This is a genomic window from Ensifer sp. 38_S197 (assembly GCF_056924495.1).
Genome location: NZ_JBXOVZ010000002.1, coordinates 1,463,327 through 1,476,972, shown reverse-complemented (window position 1 = coordinate 1,476,972; position 13,646 = coordinate 1,463,327). Strand labels below are relative to the sequence as shown.

General features: G+C 62.3%; 13 protein-coding genes. All 13 read right to left on the bottom strand.

All coding sequences use genetic code 11. The annotated features are described in order from the left end of the window. Positions 1-633 precede the first annotated feature (633 nt). Positions 634-2,304, bottom strand: coding sequence for a flagellar basal-body MS-ring/collar protein FliF (gene fliF, locus AC1Z3V_RS20230; protein ID WP_429812580.1), 1,671 nt, complete (start codon positions 2,302-2,304; stop codon positions 634-636). Positions 2,305-2,665: 361 nt separating this feature from the next. Then, on the bottom strand, positions 2,666-3,058 hold the full coding sequence (gene cheT, locus AC1Z3V_RS20225; protein WP_483501329.1) for a chemotaxis protein CheT: 393 nt from the start codon (positions 3,056-3,058) through the stop codon (positions 2,666-2,668). 74 nt (positions 3,059-3,132) lie between these two features. Further along, a complete protein-coding gene (gene cheD, locus AC1Z3V_RS20220; RefSeq protein WP_483501328.1) occupies positions 3,133-3,687 on the bottom strand; it encodes a chemoreceptor glutamine deamidase CheD in 555 nt (184 codons plus the stop codon). After that, complete coding sequence (locus tag AC1Z3V_RS20215) at positions 3,684-4,073, bottom strand: response regulator (RefSeq protein WP_034851752.1); 390 nt, start codon at positions 4,071-4,073, stop codon at positions 3,684-3,686. Before AC1Z3V_RS20215 ends, cheD begins: the two co-directional genes overlap by 4 nt. Further along, positions 4,073-5,134, bottom strand: coding sequence for a protein-glutamate methylesterase/protein-glutamine glutaminase (locus tag AC1Z3V_RS20210; RefSeq protein WP_429812588.1), 1,062 nt, complete (start codon positions 5,132-5,134; stop codon positions 4,073-4,075). Before AC1Z3V_RS20210 ends, AC1Z3V_RS20215 begins: the two co-directional genes overlap by 1 nt. Next, positions 5,131-6,039, bottom strand: a complete 909-nt coding sequence (cheR, locus tag AC1Z3V_RS20205; RefSeq protein WP_429812591.1) for a protein-glutamate O-methyltransferase CheR — start codon at positions 6,037-6,039, stop codon at positions 5,131-5,133. Before cheR ends, AC1Z3V_RS20210 begins: the two co-directional genes overlap by 4 nt. Then, on the bottom strand, positions 6,036-6,506 hold the full coding sequence (locus tag AC1Z3V_RS20200; protein WP_429812593.1) for a chemotaxis protein CheW: 471 nt from the start codon (positions 6,504-6,506) through the stop codon (positions 6,036-6,038). The genes cheR and AC1Z3V_RS20200 overlap by 4 nt, the downstream gene beginning before the upstream one ends. A gap of 5 nt (positions 6,507-6,511) precedes the next feature. Next, complete coding sequence (locus tag AC1Z3V_RS20195) at positions 6,512-8,800, bottom strand: chemotaxis protein CheA (RefSeq protein ID WP_483501326.1); 2,289 nt, start codon at positions 8,798-8,800, stop codon at positions 6,512-6,514. A 19-nt stretch (positions 8,801-8,819) separates the two neighbouring features. Then, complete coding sequence (locus AC1Z3V_RS20190) at positions 8,820-9,185, bottom strand: response regulator (protein ID WP_025425897.1); 366 nt, start codon at positions 9,183-9,185, stop codon at positions 8,820-8,822. A 3-nt stretch (positions 9,186-9,188) separates the two neighbouring features. Continuing rightward, positions 9,189-9,482: an STAS domain-containing protein gene (locus AC1Z3V_RS20185; protein WP_483501324.1), complete on the bottom strand. Its 294-nt coding sequence runs from the start codon at positions 9,480-9,482 to the stop codon at positions 9,189-9,191. A gap of 41 nt (positions 9,483-9,523) precedes the next feature. Further along, positions 9,524-11,137: a globin-coupled sensor protein gene (locus AC1Z3V_RS20180; RefSeq protein ID WP_483501322.1), complete on the bottom strand. Its 1,614-nt coding sequence runs from the start codon at positions 11,135-11,137 to the stop codon at positions 9,524-9,526. A 795-nt stretch (positions 11,138-11,932) separates the two neighbouring features. Further along, positions 11,933-13,321, bottom strand: a complete 1,389-nt coding sequence (locus AC1Z3V_RS20175; RefSeq protein ID WP_483501321.1) for an FGGY-family carbohydrate kinase — start codon at positions 13,319-13,321, stop codon at positions 11,933-11,935. A gap of 4 nt (positions 13,322-13,325) precedes the next feature. Then, positions 13,326-13,640, bottom strand: a complete 315-nt coding sequence (gene rhaM, locus AC1Z3V_RS20170) for an L-rhamnose mutarotase (RefSeq protein ID WP_429812605.1) — start codon at positions 13,638-13,640, stop codon at positions 13,326-13,328. Positions 13,641-13,646 lie beyond the last annotated feature (6 nt).

Sequence of the window (13,646 nt, the reverse complement as noted above, 5' to 3'; positions counted from 1 at the left end):
CAAGCACGTCTCGCACGTTCGGGTCGGCTATGTTCCTTGCCGGCGCCAAAGCACAACACATTGATAGGAAACGTATTTCCGCTCGAAATCTTGGCTTTTCCCCGCGATTTCCGCAATTCCGGACAGCACTGCCGGCGTGATTTTGCCCGGAAAACAGGCGATTATTGCCGATGTCCGAAAATTAGAACCTCGAGAGATTATACTTTGTCTTCAGAGCTGTTGCTGAAATGCACCAGGAGATTTTCGGGTTCTTCTCATTTTACCGATATATAAATTGTGATTTCGTCAGAACAAAGCATGATGTCCACAAAGTTATATTTCGATTTGACTATGTATAGCCGGAATCCGGTATAGTACATGACCGCCGCCGATGCACGCCCTGGGCGCGCGCCGAATCTATAAATTAAGATATCGTTAAAATATTACCATTCGCGGCATCCGACGGGACTCAGCGGCCCCGCTTCGAAACTTGAAGCAAATTTTGCGACGATGACGACGGACGCGCTCGGACTCTCGTAATATTTGGCTCGAACATGAACGCCGCCGCGAAGGATGCCGTGGTGGCGCCCACAAACACAAATCCCGCCACAGGGGCGGGGTTGGTGTTTGTGGACGGCCATGGCTGCGGCGGAATCAGGCGGCCTTGTCGAGGGCCCATTTGCGCAGGATCTTCGCCGCGCGTTCTTCGCTGATCTCGACCATCCGGGCCAGGCGCCTTTCCGGTCCTTCCTTGACGCGGCGGTTGAAGCCACCGTCCTCGCCCATGTTGAGCAGGTCGTCGGTGCTGTCGAAGCCGAAATCCGACCCGAAGCCTTCCATGAGCGCCCCGCCGGCACCGGCATTGGCCGGAGAGAAGTCGGGCAATTCGAGGCCGGCGGCTTCGCCTTCGAGCTGACCGGCGGTGCTGCCGAACCCGAGCTGGCGGGCGAGCGGCCGCATGCCCCAGACAACCAGAGCGGCCACCACGACAAAGGCGAGGGCATTGATGATGCCGCCGAGATTGCGGGTCAGCGTTTCCATTACGCCGGGGCCGGCGACGGCCTGGTCGAGCAACTGCGTTTCGACGAAGTCCATGGCCGTCAGGGTTACGACGTCGCCGCGGCTCGTATCGAGGCCGGCGGCGGACGCGACGATCTTCTGCATGTCCTGGAGATAGGCGTCGATCTTCGCCTGATCGGCCGGCTCACCAACCATCGCGGCCAGGCGGCCCCGGTTGACGACGACAGCAACGGAGAGACGTTCGATCGTGTAGCTGTTCTTGACGGTGGCGATCGTCTTGCTGTTGATCTCGTAGTTGGTCTGCTCTTCCTTCTTCTCGGCCTCGTCGCTAGACTTCGGGCCGGCGCCGCCGCTCGGAGCAGCCTGCGGAATGTTCTGCTGGACGGTCGCGGCATTGTCCGGCTGTTGCTGGCTGGACTTCTGCTCTTCCTTGGTCACACGCGTGGAGCGCTCAACCCGCGATTCCGGATCGAAGACCGTTTCCTGGATCTGCTGCGTATCGGTGTTCAGCCGCGCAGTGACGCTCGAACGGAAATTGTCCATTCCGAGGAAGGGCGCCAGTGCATTGTCGATCTTCTTCTCAAGTTCGGTCTGGACGTTCTGGACAACGCCGAGCGACTGGTTGAGAGCGCTGTTGGCCGGGTCGTCACCGGAGGCGAGCAGCTGTCCCGTCGAATCGAGCACCGTCACGTCATCGACGTCGAGCCCCGGTACCGAAGAGGCGACGAGATGGCGGATCGAGGCGGCAGCGCTGCGGCCGACGGTTGCGCTGGCACGGATCATGACCGAGGCCGTGGGATTCTGGTCAGCCTTGCGGAAACTGCCGCGCTCCGGCATCACGATATGGACGCGGGCGGCGGCGATGCCGGAAATCTGCTGGATCGTGCGGCCGATTTCGCCTTCGAGGGCACGCACCCGCGTCACTTCCTGCATGAAGGAGGTGAGGCCGAGCGAGCCGACATTGTCGAAGAGTTCGTAACCGGCATTGGCACTGCTCGGCAGGCCGCGCTCGGCGAGCAGCAGGCGGGCCTTGCTCGTCATGCCGACGGGAACCTGGAGGCTGGCGCCATCGGCGCCGACATTGAAGTCGATATTGGCCTCGGCCAGCGCGATGCTGATCTGGGTGACATCACTGCGTTCGAGCCCGACATAGAGGGTTTCGAACGAGGGTCTGTTGACGTAAATGCCCGCCCCGAGCACCAGGCCGACCGCGACAACGCCGGCTGCCGCCAGCGCCATCAGCTTGCCCTGCCCGAGATTGCTCAGGTTCTTCGTAACCGTCGAGAGTTGATCCAACAGACTCATTCTGTTTCCGCACCCAGTATCGCAGGACATTCGGGCCGGTCATCGGCCGAGCGCCCTGCGCAGTTCCAACATTCGGGTTTGCTGGGTATCGACATGCTTCGTATCGACTTCCAATGCGCACGAATCTACCAGCCCCGGTCGGGACCGTAGGAAACGAAACTTGCGCGAACTTGGCTTGATCCGGCCTGATGGCCGATCAATTGGCGGCGCCGGCGAAGTTGTCCACCGGCCTCAAAAGAGCCCACGGCGACGGGTATCCAGGGCAGGCAGCCCTGCCGGAGCGCTGACTCTCTCGCCGTTAAGAAGCTGATTTTGAAGCGTTATTTTCCATGCACCACGTCGGAAGGGCTCCCGACGAGCGTCAGAAGGCCTCGAAATCGCCGGCTGCCTTGGTCAGCGGCTGGGAGTGGCCGTGGCGCAACATGCCGTTGCCAAGTGCCTTCTTCATATCGGCAAGCTTGACGAGGCTGACCGCGGTGGTCACGTCGACCAGCCAGTGATCGGGGATCGACGCCGTTATGGTGTCGATGAATTCCGCGAGGCCGCGCGTCTTCTGCACGGCGAGGTCGATGCCCTGGAGCACCATCATCTTGTCCGGGTTGGCGAGCGCATCAACGCCCTCGTCACCCAGAAGCTGCGGTTCGATCCGTTCGATCAGATAGGCGACGTCGTGCAGTTCGGTGACGATTCGCATCAGCACTTCGGGCAGTGCTTCTTCCACGTGCGGCATGTGGCCCTGGTAGTCAGTCTGCATGGATATGTCTCACGTGGCTCGGGGCTTCGGTAGAAGGTCGTAAATGCGGCCTGCGAGGCGCCTGCCTCGCGGGATCAGAAGAATTCGATCGAGCTTTCGGCCGGCTTCGGCGCGATGATCGGGCGCTGCTCCATCTGTACGGTGCGCTGTGTCTCGACGCCGGTCAGGGCATATTGCCGGGCCCGGCCGCTGGACGGCCAATATTCGAGCTTGCGGCCGTGCTCGCCGCCGGTGCTCTCGCCAACGATGCGGATGCCTTCGTCGAGCAGGAACTGCCGTGCGAATGCGGCATTCTGTTCGCCGACATTGGAGAAACGCGCGATCGTCTTGGCGCCGCCAAAGATCTTGGCTTCGAGACGATCTCGGCGCGCGCCCTGCTTCAGCAGGCCGTTGATCAGGAGTTCCATGAGATGGACCCCGTAGCGCGTGGCGTCGCCGCCGGAAGCAGGCGACGTCGCGGAACCAGGCAGCAGGAAATGGTTCATGCCGCCGACGCCGACCACGGGATCGCGCATGCATGCGGCCACGCAGGAGCCGAGAATGGTCGACAGTACGATATTCGGATCGTTGAAGACCTTGTACTCGCCCTGGATGACATGCACGCGCTTGCCGGCGGCTTCCATGTTCATTTGAGCGCCCCGAATACCGCCTCGATCGCAGCCTTCATCTTTTCGATGGTGAAGGGTTTGGCGAGTACGTTGTTGGCACCGAGGGCCGCCGCCTTCTGGACCAGTGCGCGGTCGCCCTGGGCCGTCAGGATGATGAAGGCCGCCTTCTTGGTCGTCGGGTTGGAACGGACCGCCTGCAGGAGGCCAAGACCGTCCATCTTCGGCATGTTGAAGTCGGAGATCACCAGATGATGCGGGTTCTGGGCCATGATCTTCATGCCCTGTTCCCCGTCACCGGCAGCGGTGATCTGCTTGAAACCGAGCTGCTGCAGGGCATCACCCAGCAGCAGGCGGCTCGTCACCTGATCGTCGACGATCAGAACTTTGATTTTTTCGGCGATGGACATTATTCGCTTCCTTCCTTGCGGAGCGCCGCTGCTTTCAGGACCTCCTCCCCGATCGAACCGAGGGGAAGCTGGGTTTCAACGGCGCCCAATTCATAGGCGACTCTCGGCATGCCGTAGACGACACATGTCTTTTCGTTTTGTCCGAAGGTCTTTGCTCCGGCATGCCGCATTTTCAGGAGACCGGAGGCGCCATCGCGCCCCATGCCGGTCAGAATAACGCCGATCGCATTGCGGCCGGCAAGTTCAGCAACGGAATCGAACAGCACATCCACCGACGGACGATGTCCGTTGACCGGTTCGCGATCGACCAGGCGGCAGCAAGGTGCCGTCGCGTTCGCGACCTGCAGATGGCGCTCGCCGCCGGGCGCCAGGTAAACCTTGCCGATTTCGAGCCGCGCGCCATCCATCGCCTCCTGCACCGTCGGCGCGCACAGGCGATTCAGCCGCTCGGCAAAGCTCCTGGTGAAGGTGTGCGGCATATGCTGCGTGATGACGGTCGGCGGGCAATTGGCAGGGAACTTCTGCAACACCGTGATCAACGCCTCGACGCCGCCGGTCGAGGCACCGATGGCGATGATCTTGCGGCCGGCCCGGTATTCCGAAGCCGTGTTCGCATTGGCGGCAGCGGGCGAGCCCGCGATCTTGTTGCCGGTGATGATGAACTTGCGCTGCGAACGAGCGGCCGCCTTTACCTTGTCGACGAGGCCGGCGAAGGGATGCGGGTCGCCCGGATGCGGCTTGCCGACGCAATCGAAGGCGCCGATTTCGAGCGCGGCGATCGTCGCTTCCGCGCCCTTGTGCGTCAGCGTCGAGACCATGATGACCGGCATTGGCCGGAGCCGCATGATCTTGTCGAGGAATTCGAGGCCGTTCATGTTCGGCATTTCGATGTCGAGCGTGACAACGTCAGGGTCGAGCTGCTTGATCGCCTGGCGCGCTTCCATGGCATCGGCCGCCTGGCCGACGACGGTCACGTCGGGGTCGGCGTTCAGGACAGCGGTGATCAGGCCACGCATGGTGGCCGAGTCGTCAACGACGAGAACACGAGCGGGAGCGGTCATGCCCGTCCTCCATGAAACTTGCCGGTATGGCGGTAGGTGGTGATGCCGATATTGTCGAAGTGCGACTTGGCGTCACCCGACACGCGCTCGGAATGGCCAATATAAAGATGACCGTCGGTGTTCAGCATGCCGGCGAAGCGCGACCAGATCTTCATCTGCGTCGGCTCGTCGAAATAGATGACGACGTTGCGGCAGAAGATCACATCGAACGGACCCTTGAACGGCCACTGGGCCATCAGGTTCAGCTCGTTGAAAGTGATCAGCCGCTTGACGCGGTCATCGATCTGCCACTTGAAGCGGCCGCCAACATTGACCTCGGAGAACCATTGCTTGCGCATCGCCGGGTTGACGGTTTCGAGCGCCGTCGCGTCGTAGGCGCCGGCGCGGGCGAGCGCCAGGATCTTCGGATCGATATCGGTCGCGAGGATGCGGAAATCGTAGTCGGCCGCGTTCGGCAGCATCGACAGGACCGTCAACGCGATCGAATAGGGCTCCTGCCCGTCCGAGCAGGCGGCCGACCAGATGCGCACGCGACCGCCGGCCTTGGCGCGTGCGATCAGGTCCGGCAACACCTCGGTCTTCAGGTGCTCGAAGTGGTGGTTCTCGCGGAAGAACCGCGTGAAGTTGGTGGTCAGATGCGAAAGCATATCGCGGCGTGCGGCGGCGCCGGCGGGCGAGGCCACCAGCTGGCAATAATCACGGAAGCCCTTGAGCCCGAGATTGCGGATATGCTTCGACAGCCGCGAATAGACCAGCGACGCCTTGCTCTCGTTGAGATAGATGCCGGCATCCGCATAGATCATCGCGGCGATCTCGTTGAGGTCACGACGGGTCAACGGGTACTCGCCGCTTGCCAGGCATTCGTCCGGCGACAGTTTCTGTTCGAATGCGACCTGGTTCCTCATGCCGCTTCCCTCTCTTCCTGTGGGAAGATCGCTTCCAGCTCGATCAAGCAGATCATCCGGCCTTCGATCGCGAGCACGCCGCGAGCGAAGCTCTTCTCGAACTCCGACGACACGACATCCGGCGTCGGCTGGATCTTGTCGTCGGTGATCGTCAGGATGTCGGAGACGGCGTCCACCAGAAGGCCGACGACCTGGCTCTTAACCTGCGCGACGATGATGACGTGGCGGACCGTCGGATCGGCCGGCGTCATGCCGAGCCGGGCCGAAAGATCGACGATCGGCAGCACGGCGCCGCGCAGATTGATCACGCCGAGCACGTAGGACGGCGCATGCGGCATCGGCGTCGCGGGCGTCCAGCCACGGATCTCGCGCACCGACATGATGTTCACGCAGAATTCCTGAGCGCCGACGCGGAAAGCGATCAGCTCCCGTCCGTCCGTCGTCAGATTTTTTGCGGCATAGGTCATTGTCATTATCCGACTGCAGCAAGTGACATTTCAGGCTTCAGCGATTGCCCGCGCGAAGCGGCGACGATCGCATCGACGTCGAGGATGAGCGCCACGCGGCCGTCGCCGAGAATGGTCGCGGCGGCGATGCCCGGCACGTGGGTGTAGTTGGCCTCGAGGCTCTTGATCACCACCTGGCGCTGCCCCTGGATCGCATCGACCATCAGGGCGCGCTGGCCGCCGCCTTCCAATTCCACCAGCAGCGCGACGCCCTCGACCGGGTTCGCCTGGATGGCGCGGAAGTTGAGGATGCGGCCGACGTCGACGAGCGGGCAGAAGGAGTTGCGGATCGAGATCAGCCGCTGGTTGGCGCCGAAAGAGTGGATCGCCGACGCTTCCGGCTGCAGGGTCTCGACGATCGCGGTCAGCGGCACGACGAGCGTCTGGTTGGCAACGGTGACCACCATGCCGTCGAGCACGGCCAGCGTCAGCGGCAGGCTCATGGTGAAGACCGAACCGTGGCCCGGTTTCGAGGAGATGTTGATGCGGCCGCCAAGCGCCTGGATCGAGCGCTTGACCACGTCCATGCCGACGCCGCGGCCGGAAATGTCGGAAATCTTGTCCGCCGTCGAGAAGCCGGCGTGGAAGATCAGGTTGTCGATCTCTTCGTCCGAAAGATTGGCGTCGGCAGCGATCAGGTCGTTGTCGATCGCCTTCTGGCGCACCTTCTCGCGGTTGATGCCGGCGCCATCGTCGGCAAGCTCGATGACGATGCGGCCCGAACGGTGCTTGGCCGTCAGGCGCACGGTGCCTTCGGCGCTCTTGCCGGCGGCAAGGCGCTTCTCCGGCGTTTCGAGGCCGTGGTCGACCGCGTTGCGGATCATATGGGTCAGCGGCTCGGCAAGCTTGTCGATGACCGTCTTGTCGACTTCGGTGTTTTCACCCTCGGTGACGAGACGGACCGACTTGCCGGTCATGTCGGCGATTTCGCGGACGATGCGCGACATACGCTGGAACACCGGCTTCACCGGCTGCGCGCGGATCGCCATCACCGAGTCCTGGATCTCGCGGGTAAGCTGCTGCAGCTCTTCGAGGCCCATGTTGATGGAGGACGTGCCGTTGGTGTCGTTCTCGACGACGCTCTGCGACAGCATCGCCTGGTTGATGACGAGCTCGCCGACGAGGTTGATCAGACGATCGACACGGTCGAGATCGACGCGGATCGTCGGCGTGGCGGCCGATGCGGCGGCCTGTTGGGCGGCAGCGCTCTGAGCGGCGGCATTGGCGGCGGGTGCTGCCTTCTCGGCCGGGGCGCGAGCTGCGGATTGCGCCATCTGCAGCACGTTGCTGGCAGTCCTTGCAGCCGAAACCGCGGCGTTGCTGAGCTGCTGGGACGCAAGCTGTTCTTCCTCCTCGACGACACCGACCGAGATCGCGGGCTCATCGTCAAGGATCGACAGATCGAAGGGCACCGGCTGCATCGGCAGCTCTTCGTCGGACGACGCGGCCTCGTCCGAAACGAGGGAAATCTCCAGGTCGCAATCCCACTCGGCGAATTCAAAGACGGCACGGATCGCGTCCTCGCCCTTGTCGGTGGTGAGCGCGATCTTCCAGAAGAAGTAGGCGCTCTCCGGGCTCAACCGATCGAGTGTCGGCAGGGCGCCCATATCGCAATGGATGCTCATATCGCCAAGGCGGGAGAGGTCGCGCAGAAGCAGCGTTGCCTCATTGCCCTTGGCATAGAGATCGGACTTCGGCCTGAAAACGATCTCGTAGGTGGGCGGTTCCATCAGCGGCGGTTCTTCGGCCGCTTCAAAGTCGTCAAAGGAGAAGGCGACCGGCTGGAAACCTTCCTCGTTAACCGGCGGCGCGGCCACGGCGGCAACGGGTTTGGCGACCACTTCGACCGGCGCTGCGGATGCTTGCGGCACTTCGCCGTTCGCCAGAGCTTCGAGTTCCTTGATGAGCTGTCGGCTGCGCGCCTCATCGACACTGCCGCCATCGCGAGCGGCATTGGTGAGGTCGGCCAGAACGTCGGCCGACTTCAGCATGACCTTCAGAACTTCCGGCCCGGGATCCAGCCGGTTGGAACGAACGCAATCAAGGGTCGTCTCGAACACATGCGCGAACGAGACAAGGTCGTCGAGCCCAAAGGCGCCGGCACCACCCTTGATCGAGTGCACCGCGCGGAACACCGCGTTGACCGTTTCCGGGTCGCGGTCGCCGTCATTGAGCTTCAGCAGACCCGATTCCAGCTCGGCGAGTTGCTCCTCGCATTCCTGGAAGAAGATCTCTTTGATTTCGTTCATATCCATTGGAGGCTATCCCCGGACTTCAGGCCGTTACGCGCTCGATTGCATCGATGAGTTTCGTCGGGTCGAACGGCTTGACGATCCAGCCGGTTGCGCCCGCCTGACGCGCACGGTTCTTCTTCTCCGCGTCGCTTTCGGTGGTCAGCACCAGGATCGGAATGGCGCGGTAGCGATCGTTCTTGCGCACGCCTTCGATGAAGCCGAAGCCGTCCAGACGCGGCATGTTGATGTCGGTGACGATCACATCTGGATTGGCCTCCTCGAGAACCTCGAGGCCCTCGACGCCATCCTCGGCCTGGATCGTTTCGAACCCGGCATTGTTCAGCGTGACCAGCAGCATGTTTCGGATCGTCCGGGAGTCGTCGACCGTCAGAACTCGCTTCTTCATTTCTCAAATCTCCTTTGCCACCAGATGGTCGATCTCGACCCCGATGAGCTGTGTCGTTTTCTCGAAAGCGTCCGACACCCTGCTGAAGGTGAAAGACAAATGATCCTCTTCCCAGGTCTTGGCGCCAGCCATCAGCACCTGAACACAAAGCGTGCCCACCCGCTCGACCGCCGAAGCGTCGATCACGATGTCGCTGCCCTTGAGGGCGACCAGCTTCTCGTGCAACGCCGTCGCCTCGTTCAGATCCAATACCGGGGCGAGGCTGAGCGTCTTTTGAGCGTTCTTCTTGCTGGCCATTCCTGTCTTCCTCGACTGCTAACTCTGTGCTGCTCTCGAAATCAGCGCTGCCATCCGGCGAGCTGGCGCTGCGGCCCGTCGTCGAACAGCGCGACCGTCGGCTCCTCGGCAATCACGCGCGGAGCCGGCCTGTGCGGCTCGCGGCCGGCGGCTGACGAAACAGGATGACGCCGCTCCAGGCGGAACCGGCGGATCGTTTCGCCAAGCTCGACAATGACGGTGTGGAGATCGTCCGACGAACGGGTGGCTTCGCTGGCCAGGGCGGCGCTTGCCTGCACGCGCCCAGAGATCGTGCCGATCTCGGCAGCGACGCCCCGGAGGTCACCGACCTGTTGCTCCGCTTCGCGGGCGATGCCGGAAACCGCCGAATTGATCGACGTGACCTGCTCGACGATGCTGCTGATCGCGTCCTGGGTGCGGCCGACGATCTCGACGCCGGTCTCGACCTGCGCCTTGGTGCCGGAGACGAGCTGCTTGATTTCACGGGCCGCCTCACCGGAGCGCTGCGCCAGGGCGCGCACTTCCTGGGCGACGACGGCAAAGCCGCGGCCGCTGTCGCCGGCCCGCGCCGCTTCGATGCCGGCGTTGAGCGCCAGCAGGTTGGTCTGGAAGGCGATCTCGTCGATGACGCCGATGATCTGGCCGATCTTTTCGGCGGACGCTTCGATATCGGCCATGGCGGTGATCGCCTGGCCGGCGATTTCGCCGCTGCGCTCGACAGCGATGCGGGTTTCGTTGGCCTTCGTTTCGGTCGCGCTGATGCGGCCGGAGCCTGACGCCATGCGGCCGGCCATGTCCGAGAGCGCTGCAAGTTGCCCGGACAGCGCATCGGCTTCGGCGCTCGCCTTGTCCGAGAAAGCGGCCGCGTTTCCACGCATGCGATCGACGAGGGCCTCGGCAGAACGGTTGTGGCGATCGGATGCCTGCAGGCTCTGTTGAATCTGTTCCAGCGCCGTATTGAGGCTGGCCACGATCGGCTGGTACGCCTCCGCTGCCGATTCCGGCAGGCGCGCGCCGAGATCGCCCTGGCTCAAACTCTCGGCAAAGTCGCCGAAGAGCGCCTTGACTTCCTGTTCGTCGGCGCTGCGCTGCTCGGTCAATTGCCGCTGGTGCTGCTGGCGAAGGGCATTGAAACGGAGCGAAACGCCGATCTCCGTGTCGACGAAGACGGTACGCACGAGCGCGGCGACGAGGTCGCAGAGCTCGCGGCGACGCGCCTTGCCCATCGGCAGGAAGGATCTGGGCCAGGCCTCTTCGATGAGACCGACGAGGAGATGTTCGAGCACGACCGCATGGCTTGCCATCTGCCAGCGCGGATCGAGACCCATGCGGCTGGCCGTATCGGCGAGCACCTTGACGCGCTCGGCATAGAGACCGTCGAAACGCGCGTCTGTCAGCACGTTCCAGTGCGACGATTGCAGGTCTTGAAGACGATCGATCTGGCGATCGCTATCGAAATGGCGGGCGGCATCGGGATAGGTCTGCAGGCGCTGGAAAAGGTCACGAAGCGCCTGGTCGATGCGGGGAGAAAGCTTCTGTCTGTGGTCCCGGACGCGGTTGCAGCTCTCGTCGTCAAGCCCGGCAAAACGCAAGCGCTCCAGCAGGCTGCCTGCCTGGCCCTTCCTTGCCTGTTCTGACGACGCTTCCTGCCTCAACGCTGATCCCCGGGTATTGCGCGTTCGGAATTTGCCTGGGGAGGATCAAGGGGAGCTACGGTCCACCGGACGTGCACGCCACATTGATGAGATCAGCCCCCGCCGGCGGCGTCTGCTATCGTTCATCCCGCAAGTAAATTCGGTGAAGATTGATACCGGACCGGAACCGGTACGGCGGGGCGGCATCATGCCTTGAGGAGACTTGTGAATTATCCCATTCCGACGTGTGGGACCATGTTTATGGTTAATTCCTTGCTTGAAGGTTAACGGTCCCTCGCCTCTAATCGGATTCACTAAAGTTCGCAGGGTGTTTTCGCGCGTGTTTTCGCACTGCAACAAAACTGTAATAAAGACCCCTGAAACCAACAGGTTCTCAATCACAAGAGTTTAGAATTGTACTTCGACTTGCGCTCGCGTATCGAAGCGAAAGTGAAGTGGGCGCCGAGTGCGCGAAGAAACCTTCGCGAGAATGGGATGGGGAAAAGTGTGTGCGGTTTTCCTCCCGCATCCTGCTCTAACTTATGAGAAATCGATCACGTTTATGATTGGGTCGGTGCGATCCAAATCACCGTGATCCAGGTAAAGCGACATCATGACGATGCGCTTACAGGAAACGAACAATGATTGTTCTTGGAATTGGCGCCGCACTCACCGCAATCCTGACAATGATGGCAGTATCGATCGTGCTCAACATCGAGCACAACCGGTCGGTAAAGCGCAGCTCTGTGTTTTGATCGGGCCCTGGCTCGTCTCTTACTGACACAACCAAGCATCTTGCGACCGTGAGCGGATGTTCTACGGCCGCTTTTCTTTGTCCGCATGTTCGAGCGCCATCTCGCGCCATGCGCGCGCATAGGTAACGAAGCTCCCGGGAACCTCGCCCGCAACCGGCCGGACCCCGGTCCTGACCCTGGATCCACTGACGAGGCAGGCTGCCCCGAGGCTCGTACCCGTAACGTTGTGGGGATCGGCGAATATCGGCCGGCCCGTCGCGGCTGCGAGCATACGCAGATAGGCCGTATTGACCGCAAACGGTCCCTCGACGACGACCTCCCCGCGCGCTCCGATCAGATCGAGGCAGGTGGCCGTCATCAGCGCCAGGTGAAACGACACGACGGCAAAACGCTCGGCGGGGCCAAGCGCCTTCTCGTCGGTCGTCCAGATCGCCTTTGAAGCCGGAAAGGGACCGGAGCCCTCGGGTATCGACGGCAGCAGCATATGGCCGGCTTTGGCGACGGCCGCCTCCACGTCCGGCGTTGCGGGAACCGCCCCTTCCCCCAATAGAAGCTGGAACGCCCGGCCGCCCATGAAGCGGGCCGAGGGCACGGGATCGCCAAGCGCATTGACGTTGATGAGCGTGTCGCGATGTTCGTCGAGTGGCTTCGGCTCCGCGCCGACCGCCAGCATGACGACCCAGGTGCCGGTGGAGACCACCGTGAAGGGCGAGGCCCGCGTCAGCAGATGCGGGAGAAGCGAGGCGTTGGAGTCATGGATCCCGCAATAGACAGGCGTGTCGGCCGCAATCCCGGTCGCGGCGCAGAGTTTCGGCCGCAAGGCGCCCGCGATATCGCTTGCCTTCAGCACCGGCGCGAAAAGCGGCCGCCAACCCTGCCGCTCGACCAGGGACGAGAAGGTCCCGGCTCGCGGATTCCAGAGATCGGTATGGCAGCCGAGCGAGGTCAGTTCGTTGCAAAGCACGCCCGTCAGGCGATAGGTCCAGTATTGCGCATAGGTGAGGATCGAGGCGACCCGCGCAAAATCATCCGGAAAGGTCTTCTGCTGCCAATAGAGTTGCGCGCCGACATTGAGGCCCATCGGCAGGCGTGCGGAGCCGGTCTCGGAAAACGGCGGCCGCGCCGCATCATATTCGGCAGCAAGGCTGTCGGGGCCGGCATATTCATAATCCAGCACCGGAAGCGCCAGATCACCGGCCGCATCAAGCACCACCGCCGTCGCGCCATGGGTGGTGATCGAGATTGCCTCTAAGGCGTGTTCGGCATTGAGCGCCGTGAGGCTCTCGAGCAGGAAGGCCCAGAGATGGTCGATATCGAAATGCGGATAAGGACCGTCAGCGAGTACCGCATTCGCCGTCTTGCGAACGGCGATTTCCTCGAAACGGTCGAGATCGACTGCCGCGACCTTGGCATTGGTCTTGCCGATATCGATAACGCCAACGGCCCGCATCACATCAGTCCATATGAAAGACGGTCGTGAGCGGTACGGCCACTGGCTCGTTGTCGCCACGGGTTTCCATGATATCGGCCATGTAGGCCCACCATTTCTGCATGAGTGGATGGGATGGCAGGTCGGCCATGCGGTGATCGTCGGTCCGCCAGAGCACGCCGAAGAGCAGGTTGGTCTCCTCGTCCAGATGGATGGAATAATCGGAGACGCCGGCCTCCTTCAGAAGCGCCGCCAGCTCCGGCCAGATCGCGTCGTGCCGGGCCTTGTATTCGGCCGCCATGCCAGGGTTCAGCCGCATGCGGAACGCATATTTTTCCATGGGAAC